The sequence below is a fragment of the Ottowia sp. genome (assembly GCF_047601385.1).
Taxonomy (GTDB): Bacteria; Pseudomonadota; Gammaproteobacteria; order Burkholderiales; family Burkholderiaceae_C; genus Ottowia.
In genome coordinates this window covers 90,563-116,619 of record NZ_JASGJP010000001.1, presented here as the reverse complement: position 1 = coordinate 116,619, position 26,057 = coordinate 90,563, and the positions used below count along the sequence as shown (strand labels likewise).

Genomic DNA, 26,057 nt, shown 5'->3' with positions numbered 1-26,057 from the left:
GTGCCATTCGCGGCAGCGCCTCGTGTTCCGTCAACACGATAAATACCTCGTGCAGATAAAATAGTGCACATAGCACACACGGAGATGACCATGGCCCGCAACATCACCTTCAGCGCCGACGAAGCCCTGATCGAAGCCGCCCGCGAAGCCGCCCGCAGCGAGAACACCACGCTCAACGAGCAGTTCCGCCTGTGGCTGGAGAGCTATGCGCGCAAGCGGCAGGCCGACAAGGCGATGGAAACCCTCCAGCGCATCCGCAGCCAGTACCACATGACCGGCCCCAAGCTGACGCGGGACGAGATGAATGAGCGCCGCTGATTTCTTCGACAGCAACGTGCTGGTCTGCGCCTTCGATACCCGCGACCCGCGCCGCGCCGCCGTCGCTCAGGACTTGCTGGCGCGCGCGCAGCGCGAGCAGAGCGCCGTCATCAGCGCGCAGGTCGTGCAGGAGACGCTGAACGTGCTGGTGCGCAAGCTCACGCCCAAGATGAACGCCTCCGACGCGCGCAAGATTCTCGACCACATCCTCGTGCCGCTCTGGCGCATCCACCCCAGCGCCGCGCTCTACGCGCGCGGCCTCGGCATCCAGGAGCGCTACAGCCTCAGCTTCTACGACAGCCTGATCGTCGCCGCCGCGCTGGAGGGCGGCTGCTCGCGTCTGCTCAGCGAGGACATGCAGCACGGGCAGCAGATCGAGGGGCTGCGGGTGGAGAACCCGTTTCTCAATGCCCGGGGTTGAACGCCGCACTCCCGGGTTGGCTCATCGGTCGCGCTTTTTTGCGGTGGCCTCCCAGGACACCGTGCATTCCCATCCATACATGTTGGAATCACTGACCTTCTCGCATTCGCAAGGTCCGGTGTCGATGGTGTTGACGTAAATGCCGGCGGCTCTGGCAGCCGAAGAAGCGCTGCGCTTCGCCTTTTCGCACGCCTCGCCGCGCGTCGCTCCCTTTCTGGATTCGGCTCCTTCGTAGTCCGACGCCATTGCCGAGTGCGTAAAAACGATCAGGCAGGCAAGGCCGACGAGAGTGGAAATCGCATTGTTCATAGTGTTTCTCCTATTCATGGGGATATGGGCTTAGAAGGACGCCGGGTTCTTGAACTCCGTCCAATCGACGACGCAGTACTTGTCGGCGGTGCTGCAATTCCTGCTGTCGTACTCCTCGAACACAGTCACCATGCAGTAGGAACGTCCACTGGGCGGATAGCTGGAAATGCTGACCGTCTGGGTATTGAGTTGCGAAGACTGCCCGTTGCGCAACTGGTTGGAGCCATCGGTGAATCTCAGCGGGAACGTGCCGATCACGTAGCCTTGGATCTGGCCGCCGAAGTAATCCCCCTCGATGGCGAACAGACGCATGCGCAGGGAGCCAGTGGTGGAATCCGGCGTATACGACGAGTTGCTGAAGGCAATCGTGCCTGGCGTGATGGATGCAACCCCGTCCCTGATGGTGTAGGACGACGCGCCAGACATTGTTCGCCCATTCATACCCGGCCCATTGTTTTCCGTGCATGTGCGGGGAGTCGGGGCCAGAGACGGCGGAGGCGCAGCAGCGCCCTCCGTCGATTCGCACCAGAAGGACTCGGTACCGCGGGTCACCCAGGCCATCCGCGTCACGCTGCCGTCGCGGCCCGTGCTGATCGTGTAGTTGAACTGCGTGTCGGTCGATCCGCCCATGGGGTGGAGCAATTGCATGGCCGCCACGTCGTCTGGCAAAAACGCGGGCTTGAACGTAGTCACCATTTCTTCCTGCGCGGGGACGCTGAAATTGCCAAAGGGCGTGTTGAGATGCCATTGCCCCTGGTCTTTTGAAACCGCACAGAGGTTTGCGGTCGGCCCCTGGAGAGCGGTTTCTCCCGTACTGACGTTGGCGTAGCTGCTCACGCTGCCTGCGAAATTGATGAAGCCTCCGGCTTGGAGGGCGATCATGTCCCGGCCGACGCATTGGTTGATGGTGTTGGCGTCCTCCGAGGACTGACACTGGCCGGTGGAAGGTGCAGGCGCAGGGTTTGCCCCTTCGTTGTCGCCATCTCCCCCGCCACCGCAAGCGACCAACGCGCATAGCGCAGCAAGGACGGCCAGATTCTTTGTGCTTTTCATACGTTTTCCCTCGTTGTTTGACTGAACTACTCACAAATGACGGCCTCCCGGCCATCAATCCCGTGCTCCAGACTTCATCACCCCGTGGACTTCCGCTGCTGGCAATCCTTCGACATGCAGCGAAGGGTAGATATTGCACTTTGAAAGTACATGTTAAACCTTGTAAGGACTTTACGTCAACAAGTCCAAACACAACCATGCAGGTTCAGGAGAATGCATGGACGAAAGCAGGCAACGCCGCATCGCCGCAGCCTTGGGGGCACGCATCGCGGAACTACGGACTTCACAGGGGCTGACGCAGGAGCAGGTCGCAGAACAGCTCGACATGGGCAACCAGGCGATTTCCCGCATCGAGCGGGGCGCCGTGCTGCCGCCCATCACGCGGCTGTATGAACTGGGCGAAGTGCTGGGCTGCCGCGTGGATGAGTTCCTGCTCGACGCGAGCGACCGGGGCACGGATCAGGCCGCCGTCATCACGCAGCAGCTGGCCGGGCTGGCGCCCGCCGACAGGGACATGGTGCTGGGCATCGTGAGCCAGTTGACCCATCGTCTGACAGCGCCCGCCCCGCCGAAAAAATAGCCGATCCCGGCGAGCGCCGCCCGCGCCCTGCAAGCCGCCTGAGCGGGAGGGATAATCCGCCCCCATGAGCATCACCATCAAGGACGAAGCCGGCATCGCGGGCATGCGCGAGGCCTGCCGGCTGGCGTCGGAAGTGCTGGACGCGATCACGCCGCACATCAAGCCCGGCATCACCACGCTGGAGATCGACCGCCTGGGCGCCGAGGCCATGGCCGCGCAGGGCACGCGCTCGGCCACCATCGGCTACCAGCCGCCGGGCTACCCGCCCTACCCCGGCCACCTGTGCACGTCCGTCAACCACGTGGTGTGCCACGGCATCCCGGCCGACAAGCCGCTGAAGAAAGGCGACATCGTCAACGTGGACGTCACCGTCATCACCCCCGACGGCTGGTACGGCGACAACAGCCGCATGTTCGAGATCGGCGAGGTCTCCATCGCCGCGCGGCGCCTGTGCGCCCTCACCTTCGACGCCATGTGGCTCGGCATCGAGCAGGTGCGCCCCGGCGCGCGCCTGGGCGACGTGGGCCATGCGATCCAGAAGTTCGTCGAAGGCCACGGCCTGTCGGTGGTGCGCGAGTTCTGCGGCCACGGCATCGGCCAGCGCTTCCACGAGGAGCCGCAGGTGCTGCACTACGGCAGGCCGGGCACGGGCGAGGCGCTGGTGCCGGGCATGACCTTCACCATCGAGCCCATGGTCAACATCGGCCGGCGCGACATCAAGGAGATGAACGACGGCTGGACCATCGTCACGCGCGACCGTTCGCTGTCGGCCCAGTGGGAGCACACCGTGCTGGTCACGCCCACCGGCTACGAGGTGCTGACGCTGTCGGCCGGCAGCCCGGCGGTGCCCGGGTTCGTCAAGGGCGCGGCACCGGTTCCCGCCTGAACACCATGTCGATCCCTCCGGCCGCCGCGCCGGCCGCCGGCTACCGCCAGCAGCGGCAGGCCCTGCTCGACGCCCAGCGCGCCGAGGGTGCCCCCATGCGCGGCGTGCGTCAGGCGCTGAGCCGGCTCTCCGCCCTGGCCGACGACGCGCTCACCGCCCTCTGGCGCGCCGCTGGCTTCGACGCCGGCTTCGCCCTGCTGGCGGTGGGCGGCTACGGGCGCGGCGAGCTGTTCCCCTATTCCGACGTGGACGTGCTGCTGCTGCTGCCGCCCGGCGCCGACCCGGCCGCCGACCCGGCGCTGCGCCAGCGCATCGAGGGCTTCATCAGCGGCTGCTGGGACGCCGGGCTGGAGATCGGCTCCAGCGTGCGCACCATCGAGGAGTGCCTCGAAATCGCGCGCGCCGACGTCACCGTGCGCACGGCGCTGCTCGAATCCCGCCTGGTGACGGGCTCGCGCGCGCTGCTGCGCGATTTCCACCAGCGCTTCGCCGCCCAGCTCGACGCGCTGGACTTCTTCGTCGCCAAGCGGCTGGAGATGCGCCAGCGCCACGCCAAGTACGAGGACACGCCCTACGCGCTGGAGCCCAACTGCAAGGAATCGCCCGGCGGCCTGCGCGATTTGCAGGTCATCCTGTGGACGGCGCGCGCCGCCGGCATCGGCAGCCGCTGGGAAGACCTGGCGCTGGCCGGCCTGGTCACCCCGCACGAGCTGCGCCAGCTGCGCCACAACGAAGCGGTGATCTCCGCCATCCGCACGCGGCTGCACATCGTCGCTGGCCGGCGCGAGGACCGGCTGGTGTTCGACTTGCAGAACGCGGTGGCCGAGTCCTTCGGCTACAGGCACCGCTTCGCCGACGACGGCCGCGTGGTGCTGCGCGCCAGCGAGGTGCTGATGCGGCGCTACTACTGGGCCGCCAAGGCGGTGACCCAGCTCAACCAGATGCTGCTGCAAAGCATCGAGGAATACCTGCGCGGCGCGCGCGGCGAGCGCAGCCCCAAGCCGCGCCGCCTGAACGAGCGCTTCTTCGACAAGGACGGCCTGCTCGAAGTCGCCAGCGACGACCTGTACCAGCGCGAGCCGCGCGCCATCCTGGAAACCTTCCTGCTGTTCACGCAGACGGCGGGCATCAAGGGCCTGTCGGTGCGCACGCTGCGCGCGCTCTACAACGCGCGCACGTTGATGAACCACCAGTTCCGCAACGATCCCGTCAACCGCAAGACCTTCCTGGCCATCCTGCAGCAGCCGCAGGGCATCACGCACGCCTTCCGGCTGATGAACCAGACCTCGGTGCTGGGCCGCTACCTGTGGGTGTTCCGCCGCATCGTCGGGCAGATGCAGCACGACCTGTTCCACGTCTACACGGTGGACCAGCACATCCTGATGGTGCTGCGCAACATGCGGCGCTTCTTCATCGCCGAGCACGCGCACGAATACCCCTTCTGCTCGCAGCTCGCCGCCGGCTGGGACAAGCCCTGGGTGCTGTACGTGGCGGCGCTGTTCCACGACATCGCCAAGGGCCGCGGCGGCGACCATTCCGAGCTGGGCGCGACCGAGGTGCGGCGCTTCTGCCAGCAGCACGGCATCCAGAAGCAGGACATGCAGCTCATCGAATTCCTGGTGCGCGAGCACCTCGCCATGAGCCGCATCGCCCAGAAGGAAGACCTGAGCGACCCCGACGTGATCGCGGCCTTCGCCCGGCGCGTGGGCAACGAGCGCTACCTGACCGCGCTCTACCTGCTGACGGTGGCCGACGTGCGCGGCACCAGCCCCAAGGTGTGGAACGCCTGGAAGGGCAAGCTGCTGGAAGACCTGTACAAGCTGACCGTGCGCGCCCTGGGCGGCCGCGCGCCGGACGCCAACGCCGTCATCGAGTCGCGCAAGCGGCAGGCGCTGATCCAGCTCGCGCTGGCCTCCGAGCCGCACGAATCGCACAAGGCGCTGTGGGACACGCTGCACGTGAGCTACTTCATGCGCCACGACGCCGGCGACATCGCCTGGCACACGCGCCACCTGGCGCGCCACGTACGCCCCGCCAACGCTCCTAAATCAGCAGCTGCCGGCGTAGATCCGGCGGGCTCTGGAGGCCAAAAAGGCTTGCAATCTCCGGCCGGCATCGTGCGCGCGCGGCTGTCGCCCGTCGGCGAGGGCCTGCAGGTGCTGGTGTACGCGCCCGACCGGCCCGACCTGTTCGCGCGCATCTGCGGCTACTTCGACCGCGCGGGTTTCTCCATCCTGGACGCCAAGATCCACACCACCCGCAACGGCTGGGCGCTGGACACCTACCAGGTCGTCAGCCCGCTGGGCGCCGAGCACTACCGCGAGTTCATCGGCATGGTCGAGGCCGACCTGCCCCAGGCCATCGAGAGCCAGGCCGAATTGCCGCCGCCGCGCCTGGGCCGCGTGTCGCGCCGGGTCAAGAGCTTCCCGATCGCGCCGCGCGTCGATCTGCGGCCCGACGAGAAGGCGCAGCGCTGGCTGCTCACCGTCACCGCCAGCGACCGCGTCGGCCTGCTCTACAGCATCGCGCGCGTGCTGGGCAGCCACCAGATCGACGTCGAACTGGCCAAGGTCACCACGCTGGGCGAGCGCGTGGAAGACATGTTCCTGCTGCACGGCGCGCAGTTGCAGAACGGCAAGACGCAGCTGCGTATCGAGCAGGAGCTGCTGGACGCGCTGGAGGAAGCGTAGCCCGGTCTCGCGCCAGGCGCCGCTTCACTCCTGGGCCCGCGGATCGATGGGCGGATGGCGCGGCTCCGCCGCCGCGATCCCGCCGCCGAACGGCGCCGCCTGGTGCACCGACCAGACGCTGTCCGCCGGCCCGTGGCGCACCCGCCGCGCCGTGGCGCGCGCCATCCAGGCCAGCGCCAGCACCCCCGCCAGCGCGGTCGCGTCCACGCCCAGCAGCGCGCCGCCCTCGGCCCATGCGCCGGTGCCCGGCAGCAGCCAGCCCAGCAAGGTGGACAGCGGGATCGCGGCCGTGCAGGCCGCCGCCAGCCACAGCAGCGGCACGGCCGCGCGCGCGGCGCCGCGCCAGAAGGCCCAGGCCACGCTGGCGAAGAACACGGCGTAGTAGATCCCCACGTGCCAGGCGGCCAGGTCCTGCACCCGCCCCGGCAGCCACTTGGCGGCGGCCAGGGTCAGCGAGAGGCCGGCCACGCAGCCGACGCACACGCCTACGGTGGCGGCGGCCATGAGAACCGTGTCGCGCCGCTGCACCGGCATGGCCGCATCCCCGCGCTGGGCCTTGCGCCGCGTTTCCACCCACAGCAGGTTGCCGCCGTAGAACAGCCAAGCCCCCGCCAGGCCGAGCAGGAAGTACAGCCACCACACGGCCAGGCCGCCGAACGAGGCCATGTGCAGGGCGAAGAAACTGCTGATGAACAGGTTGGGCGCGCTCTGCGCCCCCGTGAGGTAGTCGGCCGACAGCAGCTTGCCGCTGTACGGATCGAGCGCGGCGAAGCCGCCCGTGGCGCGCGGCGAGACGGCCTGCGGGTTGTGGCCCCACACCCGCACCGTCGCCCTCGGCCCCGTCACCTGCGCGTATTGCAGCCCGTTGGGCTCGAAGCCGGGAGCGGCCTGCTGGACGATGCGCACCAGCTGCGTGGGCGCGAGCATGTCGGCCGGGTTGCGCGGGGGCGGCGCGTCGCCGGGCCCGACCTGGGGCCTGGCGTAGGTCTGCGCCCACCGGCCCTGGTGGATCGCCTTGTCCTGCAGCGCGTAGATCTGGTCGTGGTAGGCGAACACCACGGCGGAGAGCGCCATGACCAGGTGGAACGGCAGGCTGACGATGCCGACCACGTTGTGCGCGTCCAGCCACATGCGCTTGAGGTTCCTGCCCACGCGCAGGGCGAAGAAGTCCTTGACCAGCGAGGGCAGCAGCACCACGACCCCGGAGACCAGCGCGACGCTGTACAGCACGCAGATCACGCCCATGATCCAGCGGTTCGGGTCCGAATCCACCGGCAGCCCGACCACGCGGTGCAGCACGTCGATGAACTCCACCAGCCGCGAAGGGTGCTGCTCGCTCACCCGCACGCGGCCGCCTTCGCCCAGCGTGGCCGCGTAGTGGCGCGTGGCGCTCTCGTCATGGTCGCCCGCCTGGGGGTCGCGCACCTGCCACTCCACGCGCGGGATGGCCTGCCCGCCCTCCAGCCTGACCACGGCACCGCGCGCGGCGGCCGGGGTGCTGGTGAAGGTCTGGACGATCAGCGGCTGCACCTCGTCCAGCGGCACCGGCTGCACGGCGGCGGCGGGCGGCGTGGACCAGCGCCGCAGCGGCTCCTTGAACACCGTCAGCGCGCCCGCGTAGAAGGCGATGAACAGCGCCATGCCGCTGACGATGCCCGTCCAGGTGTGGACGGATTTGTAGATGCGGATGAAGTCGGCTCTCATGCCGCGCCCGCCGGCCTGGCCAGCCACAGCAGGCCCAGCGCCAGGGCATTGGCGGCCGCCAGCCAGGCCCAGGCGCGCAGGCCGCTGGAGAAGAAATACACGCCGGACAGCACGCCCAGCCACACCGGCGGCACCAGCCACATGGCGAGCTGCCCGCTTACGGGCAGGGGCATGCCGGCCAGCCGCGCCGCCAGCAGCCCGCTGCAAATGATCGCCAGGGTGAACCCGAGCAGCAGGCCCGCCAGAGTCTTGGACACCCAGTCGGGACGGATGGGGCCGAGCTTCCGGCGCCCGACGGCGTCAGGCGCTGCGTGCGCGTCGGGCATGGAACAGCGCTCCGATATAGGGCAGCACGGCGAAGGCCAGCATCAGCGCGGTGACGAACGCGAAGACGGCCGCCAGGCGCTGCATGTCGTGCCTGAACGCCAGCCAGCCCGCCACCAGCAGCCCCGCGCCCGCCAGGCGCGCGGGCCATGCCGGCCAGGGCGACGCCCACAGCTTCTGGTTGGGCGAGGCCGCGTAGACGCACAGGCAGGCCAGCGCGATCAGGCCCAGGCCGGCCACCGTGAAAAACGGCATGGCAGGCGCGTCAGAACGACACGATGGCCGACACCTTGAAGGTGCGCGGCGCGCCGGGCATCACGAAGCCGTCGCCGAAGGTGCCGATCCAGTACTTCTTGTCGGCCACGTTCTCCACGCTAGCGTTGAAGCGCACCGGCGTGCCGCCGAACTTGGTGGCGTAGCTGGCCATCAGGTCCACGCGGTGCCAGGACGGCACGCGCAGGGTGTTGCTCGAGTCGGCCCACTGCTTGCCGGTGTAGATCAGGCGGCCGCCCACCGTCAGGGCCTGCACGGGCGTCTGCCAGTCGAGGCCGATGCGCGCGCGCCATTCGGGCACGCCGTAGGTGTCCTTGCCGGTGTTGCGCTGCTCGGACTTGATGTGGGTGACGCCGCCCAGCAGCGACAAGTCCTGCGTCAGCTTGCCGAACACGCTCCACTCCAGCCCGCGCAGGCGCTGCTCGCCATCGGCGACCAGGTAGTTGGAACTGTCGGTGACGAAGGACGGGCGCTTGATCTGGTAGGCGCTGAAGGTGTGCGTCAGCTCGCCGGTCTGCAGCTTCACGCCCAGCTCGAACTGCTTGGTGACCTTGGGCGCCAGCGCCTCGCCCGCGTTGGCGTAGGTCGAGCCCACCACCTGGCCCGGCTCCAGCCCCTCGGTGTAGTTGCCGAACAGCGAAATCCCGTCGCCCCAGGGCCGCACCACGGCGGCCACCATCGGCGAGAAGCGGCTTTCGCTGTAGCTCGACAGCGGCATCTTCACGGTCTGGTGGCGCCCGCCCACCGTCAGCAGCACCTTCTCGCCCGCGAAACTCATGGTGTCGGCCACGGCCAGCGAACGAAAATCGTTCTGAGTGGTGTAGGCCGTCCAGACCGGCTCGGCCGGGAAGGTCGGGGTCACCGGGTTGTAGATGTTGGTGGTGTAGCAGTAGTTGCAGGCGGTGTTGACCGTGCCTTCCTTGTGCTTGAGGACGCCGGCCGACAGCTGCAGCCGGTGCTTGACGCCGCCGGTGTCGAACTTGCCGATCACGCCGGCCTCGGCGGTGCGGCGCTCGGACTTGGTGTGCACGTGGTAGATCGCGCCGCGCGTGGTGCCGTCCAGGCCGGTGACGATGGCGCGCGTGCCGAACAGCAGGCCGAGGCCATCGGCCTCCGAGCCGCCCACGGCGAGGTAGCCCTGCCAGTCCTTGGTGAAATCGAACTCGGCGCGGGCCAGCAGGCCGCTGTTGTCGTACTTGCCGTGGGTGCCGCGGAACATGTTGGTGTCGCCGCTGGGCGGGTCCAGCAGCACGCCGACGCCGGGAATGGCCGTGGTGCCGGTGAAGCTGAACATGCCCGGGCTGCCGTTCTCGATCTTGTTGACGCTGCTGTACACGTCCAGCGAGAAGCGCGCCCGGTCGCCCAGGTAGTCCAGCCCCAGCGCGCCGACGCGGCGCTGCTGCTTCTCGTCCTGGGCGCCCATCTCGCCCTTGCCGTAGACGCCGTTGAAGCGCAGGCCCAGGCGCTGCTCCTCGCCGAAGCGTTTGCCCAGGTCGGCGTGCACCTGGCCGTAGGAGTGGCTGCCATAGGTGACCGTGAGGTCGGCGATCGGCTTGGCCAGCGCGCGCTTGGTGACCATGTTGACGGTGCCCGCCACGCTGTTGTTGGGCGGCATGCCCGACAGCAGCACGTTCGGGCCGCGCAGCACCTCGACGCGCTCGAACATCTCGATGGGCACCGAGTTGGCCGGGGCGATGCCGTACAGGCCGTTGGTGGCGATGTCCATCGCGCCCATGTCCAGCCCGCGCAGGTTGAAGTTCTGCAGCAGGTGGTTCTTGTTGGTGGTGAAGACGACGGCGGAATCGTTCTCCAGCACGTCCTGCAGGGTCAAGGCCGACCAGTCCTCGGCCAGTTCGCGGGTGTAGGCGTTGACGTGCAGCGGCGCCTCCAGGATGGAGGTGGCCCCCAGGATGCCCAGGCGCGCGCCCTTGGCGGCCTTGCGGCCGGGCGCCAGGTTGGGCAGATCCTCGCGCTCGTACTTGTCGCGCACGTCGACCTGCGGCAGCGTCGCGGGCTGGGCGTCGGATGCTGCTGCGGCGGCCGCGGCCGACTGGGCGTGGACGGTGGCACCGGTACTGGCCGCCAGCAGCGCCAGGACGATGGCATTGAGCCGCAGCGCGCGGTGATGAATGGCTTGCATAGGATTGAACGCTTCCCTCAGGTTATTAATAAGAATCAGTCTTATTGTAATTCGTAAGGAAAGCATCGAAAGAAGACACGCCCCGAAACGGCCGGGCTGGCGCGGCCTACCCCACCTGCCCCCACACCTTCTCCAGCCGCTTCACGCTCACCGGCTGCGGCGTGCGCAGCTCCTGCGCGAACAGGCCGACGCGCAGTTCCTCCAGCAGCCAGCGCAGCTCCTGCAGGCGCGCGTCCTGCACGCCCTTGCGCTCGGCGACCAGGCGCCAGAAGCGCTGGTCCTGCGCGCGCACCTCGGCCATGCGCTGGGCGTCGCGCGCGGGGTCGGCGCGCAGCTTGTCCAGGCGCAGCACGATGGCCTTGAGGTAGCGCGGGAAGTGCTGCAGTGCGGCCCAGGGCGTGGCGGCGAGGAAGCGCTTGGGCAGCAGGCGCTGGAGCTGCTCGGCGGCGTCCTTCGTGGCCTCGGGCGTGGCCTTGGTGTCCTTGATCTTGCGCGCGGCGGCGGCGTATTCGGTCAGGATGGCGCCGGCCAGGCGCGCGACCTCGCCCGCGATCAGTGCCAGGCGCGTGCGGCCCTCCTCCACGCGGCGCTTGAAGTCGGCCTCGGTGGCGGGCAGCGGCTCGGCGAGGAAGGCGCGCTCCAGCGCCACGTCGATGATCTGTTCTCGCAACTCCTCGACGGTGCCCAGCGGCATGTAGGCCACGGCCATCTTCTGCAAGTCGGGGATGTTCTTTTCAAGGTACTTCAGCGCGTCCTTCACCTGCAGCGCGAACAGGCGGCGCAGGCCGGTGCGGTGGCGCGCGGCGGCGACCTCGGGCTCGTCGAACACCTCGATGCCCACCGCGTCGCCGGCATCGACCAGCGCCGGGAAGCCCACCAGCACCTGGCCCTTGCGGCGGATTTCCAGCAGCTCGGGCAGCTCGCCGAAGTCCCACTGGGTGTGGCGCACGTCCTCGGCGAGTTTCGGGTTCTCTATGGTTTTGGTAGCTGTCGGCGCTTGACTGGCGGGCGCTGGAGGCCGATTCGGCTCTGAACCCACCAGCTCCGCCTTGGCCGTCTTCAGCCCCGCCAGCGCCTGGAAGGCGCCGCGCGCCTCACCGCCCAGCTCGGCCTTCAGCGCCGGCAGGTTGCGGCCCAGGCCGCGCTGGCGGCCATGCTCGTCCATCACGCGGAAGTTCATGAACAGGTGCGCGGGCAGCATGTCGAGCTTGAAGTCGGTGCGCTTCACATCCAGGCTGGTCTGATCGCGCACGTGCTTCAGCAGCGCGTCGGTCAGGCTGCCGTGGCCGAAGGCTTCGGGTGTGCCCAGCAGCTCGGCCAGGCGCGCGGCGCTCTCGGGCAGCGGCACGAAGCGGCTGCGCGGCTTCTGCGGCAGGCTTTTCAGCAGCGCCTGGATCTTGTCCTTCAGCATGCCGGGCACCAGCCATTCGGCGCGCGCCTCGCTCACCTGGTTCAGCACGAACAGCGGCACGGTCACGGTGAGGCCGTCGCGGGCGTCGCCCGGCTGGTGCAGGTAGCTGGCGGCGCAGTCCACGCCGCCCAGACGGATCATCTTGGGGAAAGCGCTGGTGGTGATGCCGGCGGCTTCGTGCCGCATCAGCTCCTCGCGCGTGAGGCGCAGCAGGTTCGGGTTGGTGCGGCTGGCCTCGCGCCACCAGTTCTCGAAGTCGCGCCCGTTGCTGATGCCCTGCGGCAGCTGCTGGTCGTAGAAGGCATAGATCAGCTCGTCGTCCACCAGCACGTCCTGCCGGCGACTCTTGTGCTCCAGCTCCTCCACCTGGGCGATGGTCTTGTCGTTGGCGGCGAGGAAGGGCAGGCGGCGCGCCCATTCCTCCGGCCGCTCGCCGCCGACCAGCGCCTCGCGGATGAAGATCTCGCGCGCGGCGTGGGCATCGACGGCGCCGAAGCTGCGGCGCCGGCCGCTGTAGACCACCAGGCCGTAGAGCGTGGCGCGCTCCAGCGCCACCACGTCCTGCGCCTTCTTCTCCCAGTGCGGGTCGAGCAGCTGCTTCCGCAGCAGGTGGCCGCCGACCTCTTCCAGCCACTGCGGCTCGATGGCGGCGATGCCGCGGCCGAACAGGCGCGTGGTTTCCACCAGCTCGGCGCAGACGATCCACTTGCCCGGCTTCTTGCTCAGGTGCGCGCCGGGGTGGCGGAAGAACTTGATGCCGCGCGCGCCCAGGTATTCGCCGCTCTGCGCGTCGTCGGTCTCCAGCTTGCAGCCGATGTTGCCCAGCAGGCCGGCGAGCAGCGACTTGTGCACGGCCTCGTAGCCCGCCGGAGAAACAGGCCCCCACGCTCCGCGCTGCGCGTCTTCGCTGCCCCCCGAGGGGGCTCCGGCCGCCTTGGGGCGGCCCGGCGGCGGCCGGTGCGCGTTCTCCAGCCAGCCGTGCTCGGCCACCACGGTGTGCAGCTGCGTGTGGATGTCGCGCCACTCGCGCACGCGGCGGATGTTGATGAAGTTCTGGCGCAGCAGGCTTTCCCACTGGCGGTTGCTGAGCTTGTGGGCGGCGCCTTCGGTTTCATGAACCAAATCGGCCTCCAGAGCCCGCCCCACCTGCGCCGGCAGCTCCTGATTCGATAGTTTCTGCCGCGCCTGGGCCAGCGCCAGGGCGGCGCGCTGGGCCACCGGCAGCGCCGCCGCGTTGGTGGGCTTGCGCGCCGCGCCCTGCCCTTCCTTCGCCGCCATCTGCGCGCGGGTCTTCACCACGTGCCCGCCACGGGCGTCGTGCAGCCACTTCCACAGCCGCAGGTAGCCGCTGAACTCGCTCTTCTCGTCGTCGAACTTGGCGTGCGCCTGGTCGGCCTGGGCCTGCTGTTCGATGGGGCGGTCGCGCACGTCCTGCACGCTGAGGGCGGCGGCGATGACCAGCACCTCGCGCAGCGCACCGCGTTCGCGCGCGGCCAGGATCATGCGGCCCACGCGCGGGTCCAGCGGCAGGCGCGCCAGCTCGCGGCCGAGCGGGGTGAGCTGCTGCGCATCATCCACCGCGCCCAGCTCGTTCAGCAGCTGGTAGCCGTCGGCGACGGCGCGGCCGGACGGCGGGTCGATGAAGGGGAAGTCCTCCACCCGGCCGCTGTCGCCCTCCAGGTGCAGGCTCTTCATGCGCAGGATCACGGCGGCCAGCGACGAGCGCAGGATTTCCGGGTCGGTGAAGCGCGGGCGGCCGGCGAAGTCCTTCTCGTCGTACAGGCGGATGCAGATGCCGTCCGACACGCGCCCGCAGCGGCCGGCGCGCTGATTGGCCGCCGCCTGGCTGACGGGCTCGACCAGCAGCTGCTCCACCTTGCTGCGGTAGCTGTAGCGCTTGACGCGCGCCGTGCCGGCATCGATGACGTACTTGATGCCCGGCACCGTGAGCGAGGTCTCGGCCACGTTGGTGGCCAGCACGATGCGCGGCGCGTGGCCGCTTTCGAACACGCGCTCCTGCTCGGCCTGGCTGAGGCGCGCGAACAGCGGCAGCACCTCGGCGCCGCGCGTCAGCGCGCCGTGCGCCAGGTGCTTGCGCAGGTGGTCGGCGGCTTCGCGGATCTCGCGCTCGCCGGGCAAAAACACGAGGATGTCGCCACCGGGGCGGCCGGCCCACAGTTCATCGACCGCGTCGGCGATGGCGTCGTTCAAATCGTGGTCGCGGCTTTCCTCGAAGGGCCGCCAGCGTTGCTCGACCGGGTAGGTGCGGCCCGACACCATCAGGACCGGAGCCGGCCCCTTGGCCGATGCGAAGTGTGTGGCGAAGCGGTCCGCGTCGATGGTGGCCGACGTGACGATCACCTTCAAATCCAGCCGCTTCGGCAGCAGCTGCTTCAGATAGCCCAGCAGAAAGTCGATGTTCAGGCTGCGCTCGTGCGCCTCGTCGATGATGAGCGTGTCGTAGGCGCGCAGCAGCGGGTCGGTCTGCGTCTCCGCCAGCAGGATGCCGTCGGTCATCAGCTTGACCGAGGCGTCCTTCGCCAGCCGGTCGTTGAAGCGCACCTTGTAGCCCACCACCTCGCCCAGCGGCGTCTTCAGCTCCTCGGCGATGCGCTTGGCCACGCTGGTGGCGGCGATGCGGCGCGGCTGCGTGTGGCCGATCAGCCGGCCGCGCTCGCCGGCTTTCGCGTTGATGCGGCCACGACCCATGGCGAGCGCGATCTTGGGCAGCTGCGTGGTCTTGCCCGAGCCCGTCTCGCCGCAGACGATGACCACCTGGTGCGCCGCCAGCGCGGCCATGATCTCGTCCTTGCGCGCGGAGACCGGCAGGTTGTCGGGGAACTCGATGTGCAGGGGCGGACGCGGGTCGGTCATGGGGTGCAGGATTATCCCTGTGCGCCCATGCACTAGCATCGATGCCGCCGTTCCGGCGCCCTATACACAACCCGAGGAGACCCCCCATGCTTCGCCCCTTCCTGCCCCTGGCCGCCGCCGCCCTGCTGGCCGCCGGCTGCGCCAGCCAGCCCGACGTGCGCCACGTCACCGCGCCCCAGAAGAACGCCGGCATCGACGGCGGCACGCCCGTCGGCACGGTGGACATGGCCGCGCACAAGATGGCCGGCAGCCCGGGCGACTACGAGCTGCGCGCGCGCCTGCTGACCATCGCCCCCGGCGGCGGCGCGGCGCCGCACCCGCACGCCGGCCAGCCGGGCATCGTGCGCGTGATCAAGGGCACCATCGTCGAAGGGCGCGGCAGCGCGCAGCGCGTGCTCAGGGCCGGCGACTACTGGTTCGAGAACGCCGACACCACCCACTGGTTCCGCAACCCCAGCACCACCGAGCCGGCCGAGCTGTGGGCGGTGGACGTCGTGCCCAAGAAGAAGCCTTGATATCGTTCTGATAGCTGCCAGCGCTTGCCCAGCAGGCGCTGGCGGCACTTTTCTTTTAGAACGTCGTCGCACCGATGCGGCGCTCCGCTTGGCAGGCGGGTGCGATGCGCGCGCAATCCGCCGCTCATTCTTCCTGGCGCCCCCGCCGTCCGCAACGAGCAAGCTTGCCGACGACGCCCAGCCCAGGAGGTTTTGAAAGATGACCTCGATTCATTCCACGCACACCTGACGCGCTCCCGTTTCAGCCCAGGGCGCGCAGCGGCGCGCCGACCGCTTCACAGCCACGTCCATGGTTCACCTCGTGCCGGGACTCTCCGCGCGATGCGTTGGCACGCTCGTAGTCCGGTCAATCACTGATCGACGAACATGCCCGCGATCGGGCGGATTTATTTCAAGTCAAATCAGCCTCCAGCGCGCTCCGGCACAGCGCGAGCAGCTATATTTTTTGATATACATCCTCTCGGCGCGGCGCGGATTGAGCCCCCCCGAATCGCTACACTCCGATCCTCCCGCCCGCCGCCCTGCCCCATGTCCACCGTCTTCAACTTCACCTTCGTCCCCTGGTTCCGCTCCGTGGCGCCGTACATCCACATGCACCGCGGCAAGACCTTCGTGGTGGGCGTGGCGGGCGAGGCCATCGCCGCCGGCAAGCTGGGCGCCATCGCCACCGACCTGGCGCTGATCCAGAGCATGGGCGTGAAGATCGTGCTGGTGCACGGCTTCCGCCCGCAGGTCAACGAGCAGCTGCGCCTGAAGGGGCACGAGCCGCGCTACTCGCACGGCATGCGCATCACCGACGAGGCGGCGCTCGACAGCGCGCAGGAGGCCGCCGGCCAGCTGCGCTACGAGATCGAGGCCGCCTTCAGCCAGGGCCTGCCCAACACACCCATGGCCGGCTCCACCGTGCGGGTGATCTCGGGCAACTTCATCACCGCGCGGCCGATGGGCATCATCGATGGGGTGGACTTCAAGCACACCGGCACGGTGCGCAAGGTGGACGTGGCCGGCATCACGCGCTCGCTCGACGCCGGCGCGCTGGTGCTGCTCTCGCCCTTCGGCTTCTCGCCCACGGGCGAGGCCTTCAACCTGGCGATGGAGGAAGTCGCCACCTCGGTGGCCGTGGCGCTGCAGGCGGACAAGCTGATCTTCCTCACCGAGAAGCCGGGCATCCGCGTCCAGCCGCTGGAGCCCGAGTCCGACGACAACCCCATCGACACCGAAATCCCGCTGGCCGAGGCCCGCGCGCTGCTGGCCAAATTGCCGCCGCCGGAGCTGCCGACCGACGTCGGCTTCTACCTGCGCCACTGCGTCAAGGCCTGCGAGCACGGCGTGGAGCGCAGCCACATCCTGCCGTTCTCGGTGGACGGCGCGCTGCTGCTGGAGGTGTACGTGCACGACGGCATCGGCACCATGGTGGTCGATGAGAAGCTGGAGAGCGTGCGCGAAGCCACGGCGGACGACGTGACGGGCATCCTGCAGCTGATCGAGCCCTTCGAGAAGGACGGCACGCTGGTCAAGCGCAGCCGCACCGAGATCGAACGCGACATCGGCAACTACACCATCCTGGAGCACGACGGCGTGATCTTCGCCTGCGCGGCGCTCTACCCCTACCCCGAGGCGAAGACGGCCGAGATGGCTGCCGTCACCGTCTCGCCGCAGAGCCAGGGCCAGGGCGACGGCGAGAAGATCGTCAAGCGCGTGGAGCAGCGCGCCCGCGCCATGGGCCTGGCCAGCATCTTCGTGCTGACCACGCGCACCATGCACTGGTTCATCAAGCGCGGCTTCCAGCCCGTGGACCCCGACTGGCTGCCCGAGGCGCGCAAGCGCAAGTACAACTGGGACCGCAAAAGTCAGGTGCTGGTGAAGAAACTCTGAGCCAAGAGCCGGCAGGGCTTGCCCCCGACCGGTCCCCTGCCCCGAGCCGCGCCACCCGGACAACAGGACACGCCGCCACGGCGCGTTCAAGCGCAGACGGACACGACTGGCCGAACCGAGGACATATAATGAGAACCATTCCCATTTGATCCGCGCACGCGCAGACCACGCTGCGCCGACCCCGTCCGTCAACGCCGCGCCGTGGCCATCCACTACTACAGAGAACTGCTGAACTTCTGCGCCAGGAGCCTGAAGGACCGCGATGCCGCGGCCGATCTGGTGCAGGAAGCCTATGCGCGGCTCCTGGCGGTCAGCCGCGCCGGCCAGGCCATTGCCGATCCACGCGCGCTGCTCTACCGCACGGTCCGCAATCTGCTCATCGACCAGTGCCGCCGTCGCGGCGTGCGCGCCGATCACCAGAGCCTGGAGGCCATGACGGAGGACGCGCAGCCCGCCCTGCCTCGCCACCAGCAGCCCGAGGAGCTCTACGCCTTCGGCCAGTACGCGCAGGCCATTCACGACGCCGTCGAAGGCTTGCCCCCGCGTTGCCGCGAGGCCTTCGTCCTGAACCGCTTCGAGGGCCTGTCGCACCAGGAAGTGGCCGACCGGATGGGCATCTCACGCAACATGGTCGCCCAGCACGTCATCCGCGGCATGCTCGTCTGCAAGGCCTGCCACGCGGCATTTCACGGTGAGCCGGGCCCATAGCGGGGATTGCCCGGCACCACCCCGGGGGCTCCACTGATCGGGGCCTCGTGCGTCTTCACAGACGAGAAGAACCTCATCCTTTCCACATGAACCCAGCCGCCCCCCGCAACTCCGACGCTCCTTCCTGCGACGCCCGGCAGGACGAGGCGGAAGCACGCGCCTCGGCCGAGTTCATCGCCAGCCAGGATCCCGTGGAGGCAGCGGCGGCAAGCTGGCTGGTGCGGCGCCAGGACGGGCTGAGCCCCGAGGAAGAGGCCGAGTTCCAGTCCTGGCTGGCCGCCGATCCCGCGCATGCCGAGGCGCTGGCACGGATGCAGGAAGTCTGGGGCAGCATCGGCGAGCTTCCCGGCGAAAGCGTTGAATCGCTCAGGGCCGGCCTGCCATCGGTCCGGGCCAGCACGGCCGCCCCGGCGGCTCGCCCGGCCGCCGCCGCACCCGGCCTTCCGCTCCCCCGTCGCCGCGCACCCTCCCGGCCAGCCACGGCCGCCTGGCTGGCCGGCCCGGGGCGGCTGGCGCCCCGGGCCACGGCCGCCGCTGTCGCCTTGGCCCTGCTCGGCGGGGGCTGGCTCGGGTGGCACGCCTGGCAGCACCAGCCCACCTTCACCCAGACCTTCGCCACGGAGATCGGCCAGCAGAAACAGCTGCAACTGCCCGATGGCAGCACGCTGTGGCTGGATACCGCCACCCGGATCGACGCCACCCTGTACAGGCAGCGGCGCGAGGTGCGCCTGTCCGAAGGGCAGGTGCTTTTCGCCGTGCAGTCCCACCCCGAGCAGCCCTTCGACGTGCTGGCTGGCGCCACGCGCGTCACCGTGGTCGGCACGCGCTTCTCGGTGCGGCACACCCGCAGCGGCATCGGGGACGAAGGCAGCGTCAACGTGGTGGTGGAGCAAGGCCGCGTGCGCGTCGCCAGCCGCTCGGCATCGAGGGAGCTGGCCACCGGCGGCGGCGCAGCGCACGCCGTCGAACTGGGCGCCGGCCAATCCGTCACCGCCGACGCGCAGGGCGCACTGGGACCGGTCGGCAGCGGCGCCGCGGCACCGGCAGCCTGGCGCGAAGGGCGCGTCAGCTTCAACGGCACCCCGCTCGGCAAGGCGCTGGCGGAATTCGAGCGCTACGGCAGCACCGGGCTGGTGATCCACGACCCGGCCGCCGCCGCGCTCAAGGTCCAGGGCAGCTTCGATCTGCGCCATGTCGGCGCCTTCGCGCGGGCGTTGCCGCAGGTGCTGCCGGTGCGGCTCAGGCCCACCAGCGACGGCCGGACCGAAATCGCCCGCCAATGAGCGGCGGTTGCCCGAACGCGGCCCCCGGGCCGCCGGGACGGCGGCAAACCCAAAAAATTGCATCGCGACCTCAACACATCCGAAGGTCGAGCGTCTCCACGTGCAGGAACTTGTCTTTTTTCTACTTTGGAGATCGCTCTCATGCCGCACCCGCGCTTCCGACTCGCACCCCTCGCCCTGGCCCTGGCGTGCTTGGGGGGCTTTGCCCTTCCAGCCCGGGCCCAGGCGCCCGCCGCCACGGCCGTGCCCATCGCGGTGCCCGCGCAGCCGCTGGGCGCCGCGCTGAACGAGCTGGCCCGCCAGGCGCGGCTGCAATTGATGGTTCACCCCGATCTGGTGGCGGGCAAGCAGGCGTCCGCCGTGTCGGGCAACCTGACGCCGCGGCAAGCGCTCGACCGCTTGCTGGCGGGCAGCGGGCTGCAAGCCAGCATCAACGGGGGCGAAGTCATCGTGCAGCCCGCGCCGACGTCTTCCTCGTCGACGGCTACCCTCGAGGAAGTCACCGTCAAGGCGCAGGCCGTACGCGCGGACGACCTTCCGCAAGCCTACGCGGGCGGCCAGGTGGCCAAGGGCGCGCGCCTGGGCCTGACGGGCAGCGCGGATGTGATGGACACGCCGTTCACCGTCACCAGCTACACGGCGCAGACCATCGAGGACCAGGGCGCGCGCAGCGTGGCCGACGTGCTGCGCAACGACGCCTCGGTGCGGTCTTCCACGTCGGACGGGCATCCGTTCGAGAACTTCCGCATCCGCAACTTCGGCGTCAACCAGAACGAGATGACCATCGACGGCATGTACGGCATGGCGCCCTACGGCCACACGCCGGTGGAGATGTTCGAGCGCGTCGAGCTGCTGCGCGGCCCGAGCGCGATGTTCGTTGGCATGGCCCCGGCCGGTGCGCTGGGCGGCACGATCAACCTGGTGCCCAAGCGCGCGGGCGAGGAGCCGCTCAACCGCGTGTCGCTGGACTACATCGGCAAGAGCCAGTTCGGCACGCGCTTTGACCTGGGCCGCCGCTTCGGCCCGGACAACGCCGTCGGGCTGCGCGTGAACGGTTCGTTCTCCGATGGCGACACCACGCTGCATGGCCAGTCCAAGCAGCGCCAGTTCCTCTCGGGCGCGCTCGATTACCGCAACGGCGGCTTCAAGGCCTCGCTCGACGCCTACTACAGCAAGGAGAAATTCTCCGGCGGCACGCCAGCGGGCTTTTTCTTCCGCAACGCCGCGCTGGGCGTGCTCAAGGCGCCCGACGCCAGCCTGAACCAGTTCCCCGCCGCCTATGGCACGGCGGAGAACGCCGCCGCCATCGCCCGTGCCGAATACCGCTTCAACGACACCGTCACCGCCTACGGCGGCATCGGCGTGCGCCATGGCACGGTGGCGGGCCTGTACACCGGCTCGTGGGTGGTCGCCGCGGCGGCCGACGGCACCGGCACGGTGTCCCTGGCCGGCCAGCGCATGTACGAGCACAACGTGAATGCCGAGGCCGGACTGCGCTTCAACTTCCGCACCGGCGGCGTCGGCCACGAGCTGACGCTGCAGGCATCGCGCCTGAAGATGGACTACGGCTACGCCGCCAATTCCAACGGCGGCACGACCAACATGTACGACCCGGCGTACGTCGCCATGCCCGATCTGCCCGGCGCGGCGTCCAAGTGGTCGGACAAGACCTTCGACAGCCTGGCGCTGGTGGACACGTTCTCGCTGCTGGACGACAGGCTCAAGCTGACGGCAGGCCTGCGCCACCAGCGCTACAAGGTCGCCCCCACCGCCGACGGCATATCGGAGGGCGGCGAAGTGGCCTATGACAAGAGCGTGGTCACGCCCGCGCTGGGCGTGGTCTTCAAACCCTGGGGGCCGAACCTGTCGCTCTACGCCAGCTACGTGCAGGGCCTGAGCCAGGGCGCGACCATCAGCACCACCAGCGGCTACATCCGCAACTACGCCTTCGCGCCCTACAAGACCGAGCAGGCGGAGATCGGCGTCAAGTGGAACGCGGGCACGTTCACCCATACCTTCGCCTTCTATCAGATCACCAAGCCGGAGCTGATCACCTTCGCATCGGGCAGCGGCTATGACGCCACCGACGGCGGCGAAAAGCGCGTGCGCGGGCTGGAATGGAACAGTTTCGGCGAACTCGCGCGCGGCGTGCGCGTGCTCGGCGGCGTGGTCTATGCGCAAAGCATCCAGACCAAGACGGCGGGCGGCACGCTCGACGGCTACGAGGCCGTCGGATCGCCGCGCTGGCAGGCCAACCTGGGCGCGGAATGGGACGTGCCCGGCGTGCCGGGGCTGACGCTCACCGGCCGCGTGCAGGCCACCACCAGCCAATGGCTGACCAATGCGCACACCCTCAAGCTGCCCGGCTGGGCCGTGGCCGACGTGGGCGCGCGCTACGCCACGCGCCTGTACGGCAAGAACGCCGTGCTGCGCCTGAACGTGAGCAACGTGTTCGACCGCAACTACTACTCCGGCATCTTCCGCGAGGGGTACGCCATCGCCACCATCGCCGCGCCGCGCACGGTGTCGGCATCGCTGACGGTGGACTTCTAATCAAATCGGCCTCCAGCGCTTGTGTATTAAGCGCTGGCAGCTATCATTTTTGATTAACAGCATGTCCCTCGCCGCATTGGCGCTCACCGTCCTGGCCTGCGTGTGTCTCTACCTCGTCAGCCCCAACCAGCGCTGGCGCGCGCGGCCGCTGCCCACGGCGCCGTTCCTCGCTGTGGGCATCGTGCTGCTGATCGCTGGTACGTGGCTTTGGGCCACGGCGCTGCAGCCGCTGGCGGGCTTCTTCGTGGCGCTGCACGTGGTGATGACGTGCTTGTTTGCCTTTCCCTACATCGCCGTACTGCGCAAGGGCGGACATGGCAAATGACATCCGGCCCGACTGGTGGGCCAAGACCAGCGCCGGGCTGTTCCTCGGCTTCGGCCTGGCGATGGCGCTGGTCGGCCTGCTGGCCTACCTCGGGCCGGGCGGCATCACCGCGCCGGACGGGCGCTTCACCACGCTGCGCTTCCTGATGCCGTTCGCCTGGATCGGCGTCTTCAGCCTGTGCTACCTGTTCCGCAGCGGGCTGGCCGCGTGGCTGTGGCTGGGCGGCGCCAACCTGATCGCCTTCGCGGCACTGTTCGCCTGCCGCTTCTGGCTCTTTGCATGATCCCCGCACCCATCGTCAAGATCTACAAGACCGTCCACACCTGGACGGGCATCACCTGCGGCTTCGCGCTGTTCATCGCCTTCTACGCGGGGGCGCTGACCATGTTCATGGAGCCCATCGCGCGCTGGGCCTCGCCGCCCGCGCCCGGCGTGGCGCAGACGCCGCTGGACGCCACGCCCGCGCTCATCGACAAGCTGCTCGCCGCCCACCCCGAGGTGCGCGAGCACGGCTTCACCGTGCACCTGGCGCCGCGCGAGGATCTGCCCGCGCGCGTCACCTGGGAAGTGGAGCTGCCCCACGACGAAAGCGACCCCGGCCACGAGCACGAACACGCGCACTGGTGGGCCGCGCTCGCGCCCGATGGCGCGCTGGTGGCGCGGCAGGAGGAGCCGTCGGAGCTGGGCATGTTCATCGACGAGGTTCACATGCGCGTCGGCATTCCCGGCTGGTGGGGGTCGAGCTTCATGGGCGCCGTCTCGCTGCTGTACGGCGTGGCGCTCATCTCCGGCGTGATCGTGCTGCTGCCCTCATTGGCCCGGGACTTCTTCGCGCTGCGCGTGGGCAAGAACCTCAAGCGCATGTGGCTGGACGCGCACAACGTCGTCGGCATCACCGGCCTGCCGTTCCACATCATCATCGCCACCACCAGCGTGGCCTTCAGCCTGGGCGCGCTGCTGTTCGGCGCGCAGGGCACGCTCATCTACGGCGACAAGCACCGGGCCGCCATGCAGCGCTTCCAGGCGCAGTTCCGCCAGCCCCAGGCCACGGGCGAGGCCGCGCCCATGCTGGCGCCCGCGCAACTGCTGGAGCGGGTGCAGGCGCAGGCCCCCGGCTTCGTGCCCGAGGCCATGACCTACCAGAAGGCGGGCGACAAGGCCGCCGTGGTGCGCTTCACGGGCAGGGAGCCCGGCTACGTCATGGAACACCGCTACGCCGCCGTGGTGCTGAGCGCCGTGACGGGCGAGGCCGTCAACGACAGCCTGCGCCCCTCGCGGCAGGATCCCTGGTGGCGCACCACCATGACGCTGGCGGGCCTGCACTTCGGCCAGTACGGCGGCGCGGTGGTGCGCTGGAGCTACTTCCTGCTCGGCCTGGCGGGCGCGTGGCTGTTCTACGGCGGCAACCTGCTGTGGGTGGAGACGCGGCGCAAGGCGCAGCGCAAGGCCGGCGATGAATTGCCCGTGCAGCGCCGCGACACGTACTGGCTGGCGGCCGGCACCGTGGGCGTGTGCCTGGGCTGCGTGGCCGGGCTGTCGGCCACCATCGCCGCCGCCAAGTGGCTGCACGGCCGCGTGGCCGATCTGAACCACTGGCACGAAGTCATCTACTACGCGGTGTTTTTCGCCTCCATCGCCTGGGCTTTCGCCCGGGGCGCGGCACGTTCGTCGGTGGAACTGCTGTGGCTGTGCGCGGCCGCGACGCTGGCGATCCCGCTGAAGAGTCTGCTGGCGGTGCTGTTCCCATCCCTGGGCCTATGGGCGCCTGGCAGCGCCGCGACCATCGGCGTGGACGTGACGGCCTTCGTCGGCGCGCTGTGCTTGGCCTGGATGGCGCGCGCCACGGCGCGGCGCGTCAAGCACGGCCCCGTGGACAGCGTGTGGTCGGCGCGGGGGGCAGAGCCCGCGGCCAGTCCGGCCGTGGCCGCGCGGGAAAGCTGAAGCGCCCCATGGCGGTGCAAAGTCCATACGCAGCCTCGGTGGTGCGCGCAGGCGCTGAGCGCCGCGCGCATCTTCGGCGTCCGGCCGGTGGGCCTGAAGTGACGGCCCGAGCCATGCAAACGCAGGCACCACGGGGACCGGCGCAGCCAAGGACTGGCCAAGAGCGGCTCTGAGAGACACCCCGCGCCGCCGGGGCTGAACCGGGCCTACAAGACTTCCCGCGTATCGGGTATGGTGGGGCCCGATGCACCCGTGCGCCCGGGCCGGCCCCGATCTCGGCACGGATCATGCTTGCGCATATTGCCCGCCCACGAGCCGATGAGGACACCATGAGCCCTTCCGCCCCGCCCGCCGGCCCCACGGCGCCGATCCGCTTTCTTCACCGCGGCGAGATCGTCTCGGTGGCCGGCGAGCACCCCACCCGCTCGGTGCTCGACTGGCTGCGCGAAAGCGCCCGCTGCACCGGCACCAAGGAAGGCTGCAACGAAGGCGACTGCGGCGCCTGCACCGTGGTGCTGGGCGAGCTGGACGCGCAGGACCGCCTGCACCTGTCCAGCGTCAACGCCTGCATCCAGTTCCTGCCCACGCTGGACGGCAAAGCGCTGTTCACCGTGGAAGACCTGCCGCGCCCCGCCGCCGACCCGGCCGCGCTGCACCCGGTGCAGCAGGCCCTGGTGGAGTGCCACGGCTCGCAGTGCGGCTTCTGCACCCCCGGCTTCGTCATGTCGCTCTGGTCCAGCTACGAGCAGCACCGCCAGGCTGGCACCCAGCCCACGCGCCAGCAGCTGGCCGACGAGCTGTCGGGCAACCTGTGCCGCTGCACCGGCTACCGCCCCATCCTGGACGCCGGCCAGCGCATGTTCGACCTGCCCGCCGTGCCGCTGGACAGTGCCGCCACCGCCCAGGCACTGCGCGAGCTGCGCCGCGAACGCGCGCTCGACTACGCCGCGCCGCTGGCCACGCCCGCCGGCCCGCGCGTGGACCACTTCCACGCCCCCGCCACGCTGGACGAGCTGGCCGCCCTGCGCGCCGCCAAGCCGCAGGCGCGCCTGCTGGCCGGCAGCACCGACATCGGGCTGTGGGTGAACAAGCAGTTCCGCGACGTCGGCGACCTGATCTACCTCGGCGGCGTGGCCGAGCTGCGCCGCATCGAGGAAACGGCGGGCGAGCTGCGCATCGGCGCCGGCGCCTCGCTGGAAGACGCCTGGCGCGCGCTGGTGCGGCGCGCCCCCGCGCTTATCGACGTGTGGCTGCGCTTCGCCTCGCTGCCCATCCGCCACGCCGGCACCATGGGCGGCAACGTGGCCAACGGCTCGCCCATCGGCGATGCGCCGCCCATCCTGATGGCGCTGGACGCCGCGCTGGAGTTGCGGTGTGGCAATGCGGTGCGGCGCCTGCCGCTCACCGACTTCTACCTGGACTACATGAAGAACGCCCTGCAGGAGGGCGAGTTCGTGCAGGCCATCGTGGTGCCGCTGGCCGCGTTCGGCCGGCAGGTGCGCGGCTACAAGATCAGCAAGCGCTTCGACTGCGACATCTCGGCCTTGTGCGCCGGCCTGGCCATCGAGCTGGAGGGCGCCACGGTGCGCAGCGTGCGCCTGGCCTACGGCGGCATGGCCGCCACCGTGCGCCGCGCCGCGCGGGCCGAGGCCGCCCTCGCCGGCCAGCCATGGACGCAGGACAGCGTGCGCGGCGCGCAGCAGGCGCTGGCGCAGGACTTCCAACCCCTCACCGACATGCGCGCCAGCGCCGCCTACCGCCTGCAGGTGGCGCAGAACCTGCTGCAGCGCCTGTGGCTGGAAACCCGCCCCGACGCGCCGCTGCCCGCCGCCGCCACCAGCGTGTTCAGCGCCATGCCGCACGCGCCCGCCTAG

Annotated in this window: 21 protein-coding genes; 14 read left to right on the top strand and 7 right to left on the bottom strand. The window is 69.6% G+C overall.

Features of this window, described 5'->3' with window-relative positions; translation table 11 throughout:
- The first annotated feature begins 90 nt into the window (after window positions 1-90).
- Both QM772_RS00510 and QM772_RS00505 read left to right on the top strand, forming a co-directional pair.
- Entirely contained in the window at window positions 91-318 is a 228-nt protein-coding gene (locus QM772_RS00510) for a hypothetical protein (RefSeq protein ID WP_415133104.1), read from the top strand.
- Window positions 305-739: a PIN domain-containing protein gene (locus QM772_RS00505; protein ID WP_415133102.1), complete on the top strand. Its 435-nt coding sequence runs from the start codon at window positions 305-307 to the stop codon at window positions 737-739. Before QM772_RS00510 ends, QM772_RS00505 begins: the two co-directional genes overlap by 14 nt.
- A 21-nt stretch (window positions 740-760) precedes the next feature.
- Here QM772_RS00505 and QM772_RS00500 read toward each other — a convergent pair whose 3' ends face one another.
- A complete protein-coding gene (locus QM772_RS00500) occupies window positions 761-1,048 on the bottom strand; it encodes a hypothetical protein (RefSeq protein ID WP_415133100.1) in 288 nt (95 codons plus the stop codon).
- A gap of 30 nt (window positions 1,049-1,078) precedes the next feature.
- Entirely contained in the window at window positions 1,079-2,101 is a 1,023-nt protein-coding gene (locus tag QM772_RS00495) for a hypothetical protein (protein WP_415133098.1), read from the bottom strand.
- Between the two features lie 217 nt (window positions 2,102-2,318).
- On the opposite strand from QM772_RS00495, the gene QM772_RS00490 reads away from it, so the two are divergent.
- The 3 genes from QM772_RS00490 (at window position 2,319) to QM772_RS00480 (ending at window position 6,257) form a co-directional block, all read left to right on the top strand.
- On the top strand, window positions 2,319-2,681 hold the full coding sequence (locus QM772_RS00490; protein ID WP_415133096.1) for a helix-turn-helix domain-containing protein: 363 nt from the start codon (window positions 2,319-2,321) through the stop codon (window positions 2,679-2,681).
- A 64-nt stretch (window positions 2,682-2,745) separates the two neighbouring features.
- Window positions 2,746-3,567 carry a type I methionyl aminopeptidase gene (map, locus tag QM772_RS00485; protein ID WP_415133094.1) on the top strand — a complete coding sequence of 274 codons (822 nt, stop codon included), beginning with the start codon at window positions 2,746-2,748 and terminating at the stop codon, window positions 3,565-3,567.
- A 5-nt stretch (window positions 3,568-3,572) separates the two neighbouring features.
- Window positions 3,573-6,257 carry a [protein-PII] uridylyltransferase gene (locus QM772_RS00480; protein ID WP_415133092.1) on the top strand — a complete coding sequence of 895 codons (2,685 nt, stop codon included), beginning with the start codon at window positions 3,573-3,575 and terminating at the stop codon, window positions 6,255-6,257.
- A 24-nt stretch (window positions 6,258-6,281) separates the two neighbouring features.
- Here the strand turns inward: QM772_RS00480 and QM772_RS00475 are convergent, their stop codons facing one another.
- The 5 genes from QM772_RS00475 to hrpA all read right to left on the bottom strand — a co-directional run bounded on the left by QM772_RS00475 (window position 6,282) and on the right by hrpA (window position 14,983).
- Complete coding sequence (locus QM772_RS00475; RefSeq protein WP_415133090.1) at window positions 6,282-7,961, bottom strand: PepSY domain-containing protein; 1,680 nt, start codon at window positions 7,959-7,961, stop codon at window positions 6,282-6,284.
- Window positions 7,958-8,287, bottom strand: coding sequence for a hypothetical protein (locus tag QM772_RS00470; RefSeq protein WP_415133088.1), 330 nt, complete (start codon window positions 8,285-8,287; stop codon window positions 7,958-7,960). Before QM772_RS00470 ends, QM772_RS00475 begins: the two co-directional genes overlap by 4 nt.
- Window positions 8,262-8,540, bottom strand: a complete 279-nt coding sequence (locus tag QM772_RS00465; RefSeq protein WP_415133086.1) for a hypothetical protein — start codon at window positions 8,538-8,540, stop codon at window positions 8,262-8,264. The genes QM772_RS00470 and QM772_RS00465 overlap by 26 nt, the downstream gene beginning before the upstream one ends.
- 10 nt (window positions 8,541-8,550) lie before the next feature.
- Window positions 8,551-10,698: a TonB-dependent receptor gene (locus QM772_RS00460; RefSeq protein WP_415133085.1), complete on the bottom strand. Its 2,148-nt coding sequence runs from the start codon at window positions 10,696-10,698 to the stop codon at window positions 8,551-8,553.
- Window positions 10,699-10,804: 106 nt separating this feature from the next.
- Window positions 10,805-14,983, bottom strand: coding sequence for an ATP-dependent RNA helicase HrpA (hrpA, locus tag QM772_RS00455; RefSeq protein WP_415133083.1), 4,179 nt, complete (start codon window positions 14,981-14,983; stop codon window positions 10,805-10,807).
- Window positions 14,984-15,069: 86 nt separating this feature from the next.
- Here hrpA and QM772_RS00450 point away from each other — a divergent pair, with 86 nt between their 5' ends.
- From QM772_RS00450 to xdhA, 9 genes are all read left to right on the top strand, one after another.
- Entirely contained in the window at window positions 15,070-15,498 is a 429-nt protein-coding gene (locus tag QM772_RS00450; protein WP_415133081.1) for a cupin domain-containing protein, read from the top strand.
- Between the two features lie 528 nt (window positions 15,499-16,026).
- Window positions 16,027-17,373 (top strand): amino-acid N-acetyltransferase, encoded by a 1,347-nt coding sequence (gene argA / locus QM772_RS00445; protein WP_415133079.1) that lies wholly within the window; start codon window positions 16,027-16,029, stop codon window positions 17,371-17,373.
- Between the two features lie 201 nt (window positions 17,374-17,574).
- Complete coding sequence (locus QM772_RS00440) at window positions 17,575-18,081, top strand: RNA polymerase sigma factor (protein WP_415133077.1); 507 nt, start codon at window positions 17,575-17,577, stop codon at window positions 18,079-18,081.
- Window positions 18,082-18,167: 86 nt separating this feature from the next.
- Complete coding sequence (locus tag QM772_RS00435) at window positions 18,168-19,364, top strand: FecR family protein (protein ID WP_415133075.1); 1,197 nt, start codon at window positions 18,168-18,170, stop codon at window positions 19,362-19,364.
- A 141-nt stretch (window positions 19,365-19,505) separates the two neighbouring features.
- A complete protein-coding gene (locus QM772_RS00430) occupies window positions 19,506-21,917 on the top strand; it encodes a TonB-dependent siderophore receptor (RefSeq protein WP_415133073.1) in 2,412 nt (803 codons plus the stop codon).
- Window positions 21,918-21,978: 61 nt separating this feature from the next.
- A complete protein-coding gene (locus QM772_RS00425) occupies window positions 21,979-22,242 on the top strand; it encodes a hypothetical protein (RefSeq protein ID WP_415133071.1) in 264 nt (87 codons plus the stop codon).
- The gene (locus QM772_RS00420) at window positions 22,232-22,525 is read left to right on the top strand and encodes a hypothetical protein (RefSeq protein WP_415133069.1); all 294 of its coding nucleotides are present in this window, start codon (window positions 22,232-22,234) and stop codon (window positions 22,523-22,525) included. Before QM772_RS00425 ends, QM772_RS00420 begins: the two co-directional genes overlap by 11 nt.
- Complete coding sequence (locus QM772_RS00415) at window positions 22,522-24,183, top strand: PepSY-associated TM helix domain-containing protein (protein ID WP_415133067.1); 1,662 nt, start codon at window positions 22,522-22,524, stop codon at window positions 24,181-24,183. Before QM772_RS00420 ends, QM772_RS00415 begins: the two co-directional genes overlap by 4 nt.
- Before the next feature lie 329 nt (window positions 24,184-24,512).
- Complete coding sequence (gene xdhA / locus QM772_RS00410) at window positions 24,513-26,057, top strand: xanthine dehydrogenase small subunit (RefSeq protein ID WP_415133065.1); 1,545 nt, start codon at window positions 24,513-24,515, stop codon at window positions 26,055-26,057.

Bases quoted from the DNA above. Each gene is read 5' to 3' on its own strand.
- QM772_RS00510 (WP_415133104.1), top strand. From the start codon at position 91: ATGGCCCGCAACATCACCTTCAGCGCCGACGAAGCCCTGATCGAAGCC.
- QM772_RS00505 (WP_415133102.1), top strand. From the start codon at position 305: ATGAGCGCCGCTGATTTCTTCGACAGCAACGTGCTGGTCTGCGCCTTC.
- QM772_RS00500 (WP_415133100.1), bottom strand. From the start codon at position 1,048: ATGAACAATGCGATTTCCACTCTCGTCGGCCTTGCCTGCCTGATCGTT.
- QM772_RS00495 (WP_415133098.1), bottom strand. From the start codon at position 2,101: ATGAAAAGCACAAAGAATCTGGCCGTCCTTGCTGCGCTATGCGCGTTG.
- QM772_RS00490 (WP_415133096.1), top strand. From the start codon at position 2,319: ATGGACGAAAGCAGGCAACGCCGCATCGCCGCAGCCTTGGGGGCACGC.
- map (WP_415133094.1), top strand. From the start codon at position 2,746: ATGAGCATCACCATCAAGGACGAAGCCGGCATCGCGGGCATGCGCGAG.
- QM772_RS00480 (WP_415133092.1), top strand. From the start codon at position 3,573: ATGTCGATCCCTCCGGCCGCCGCGCCGGCCGCCGGCTACCGCCAGCAG.
- QM772_RS00475 (WP_415133090.1), bottom strand. From the start codon at position 7,961: ATGAGAGCCGACTTCATCCGCATCTACAAATCCGTCCACACCTGGACG.
- QM772_RS00470 (WP_415133088.1), bottom strand. From the start codon at position 8,287: ATGCCCGACGCGCACGCAGCGCCTGACGCCGTCGGGCGCCGGAAGCTC.
- QM772_RS00465 (WP_415133086.1), bottom strand. From the start codon at position 8,540: ATGCCGTTTTTCACGGTGGCCGGCCTGGGCCTGATCGCGCTGGCCTGC.
- QM772_RS00460 (WP_415133085.1), bottom strand. From the start codon at position 10,698: ATGCAAGCCATTCATCACCGCGCGCTGCGGCTCAATGCCATCGTCCTG.
- hrpA (WP_415133083.1), bottom strand. From the start codon at position 14,983: ATGACCGACCCGCGTCCGCCCCTGCACATCGAGTTCCCCGACAACCTG.
- QM772_RS00450 (WP_415133081.1), top strand. From the start codon at position 15,070: ATGCTTCGCCCCTTCCTGCCCCTGGCCGCCGCCGCCCTGCTGGCCGCC.
- argA (WP_415133079.1), top strand. From the start codon at position 16,027: ATGTCCACCGTCTTCAACTTCACCTTCGTCCCCTGGTTCCGCTCCGTG.
- QM772_RS00435 (WP_415133075.1), top strand. From the start codon at position 18,168: ATGAACCCAGCCGCCCCCCGCAACTCCGACGCTCCTTCCTGCGACGCC.
- QM772_RS00430 (WP_415133073.1), top strand. From the start codon at position 19,506: ATGCCGCACCCGCGCTTCCGACTCGCACCCCTCGCCCTGGCCCTGGCG.
- QM772_RS00425 (WP_415133071.1), top strand. From the start codon at position 21,979: ATGTCCCTCGCCGCATTGGCGCTCACCGTCCTGGCCTGCGTGTGTCTC.
- QM772_RS00420 (WP_415133069.1), top strand. From the start codon at position 22,232: ATGGCAAATGACATCCGGCCCGACTGGTGGGCCAAGACCAGCGCCGGG.
- QM772_RS00415 (WP_415133067.1), top strand. From the start codon at position 22,522: ATGATCCCCGCACCCATCGTCAAGATCTACAAGACCGTCCACACCTGG.
- xdhA (WP_415133065.1), top strand. From the start codon at position 24,513: ATGAGCCCTTCCGCCCCGCCCGCCGGCCCCACGGCGCCGATCCGCTTT.